Raw genomic sequence first — 569 nt, 5'->3', positions numbered from 1 at the left:
GCAATGTTATCTAGTTTTGAGAGAACATAAAAAATTTGTTGACTTTTAAAGTGAATAAGTTATAATAATGATTGTCTCAAAAGAATAATGTCTGGTAATGATGGCAGAGAGGTCACACCCGTTCCCATACCGAACACGGAAGTTAAGCTCTCTAGCGCCGATGGTAGTTGGGACCTTGTCCCTGTGAGAGTAGGACGTTGCCAGGCAATATTATTCCGCAGTAGCTCAGCGGTAGAGCTATCGGCTGTTAACCGATCGGTCGTAGGTTCGATTCCTACCTGCGGAGCCATTGGAGAGCTGTCCGAGTTGGCCGAAGGAGCACGATTGGAAATCGTGTATACGTCACAAGCGTATCAAGGGTTCGAATCCCTTGCTCTCCGCCATAGGATTTATAATATTTGGCCCGTTGGTCAAGTGGTTAAGACACCGCCCTTTCACGGCGGTAACACGGGTTCGAATCCCGTACGGGTCACCACTTTGGAGGATTAGCTCAGCTGGGAGAGCACCTGCCTTACAAGCAGGGGGTCGGCGGTTCGATCCCGTCATCCTCCACCATATGAATTTTATAT

The 569-nt window shown here is 48.2% G+C and carries 4 tRNA genes and 1 rRNA gene; all 5 read left to right on the top strand.

Annotated features, from left to right (window positions below):
- The first annotated feature begins 90 nt into the window (after positions 1–90).
- The 5 genes from rrf to CN409_RS31125 all read left to right on the top strand — a co-directional run bounded on the left by rrf (position 91) and on the right by CN409_RS31125 (position 555).
- A 5S ribosomal RNA gene (rrf, locus tag CN409_RS31145) occupies positions 91–206 on the top strand.
- An 8-nt stretch (positions 207–214) separates the two neighbouring features.
- Positions 215–289 (top strand) — tRNA-Asn (locus CN409_RS31140).
- Between the two features lie 2 nt (positions 290–291).
- Positions 292–383 (top strand) — tRNA-Ser (locus tag CN409_RS31135).
- Positions 384–400: 17 nt separating this feature from the next.
- A tRNA-Glu gene (locus CN409_RS31130) sits at positions 401–475 on the top strand.
- A gap of 4 nt (positions 476–479) precedes the next feature.
- Positions 480–555: transfer RNA gene (locus CN409_RS31125), tRNA-Val, on the top strand.
- Positions 556–569: the final 14 nt, after the last annotated feature.

Source organism: Bacillus sp. AFS012607 (assembly GCF_002558005.1).
In the GTDB taxonomy this organism is placed as follows: Bacteria; Bacillota; Bacilli; order Bacillales; family Bacillaceae_G; genus Bacillus_A; species Bacillus_A thuringiensis_S.
Note: the sequence above shows the minus strand (reverse complement) of the source record. Positions and strands in the feature narration are given on the sequence as shown.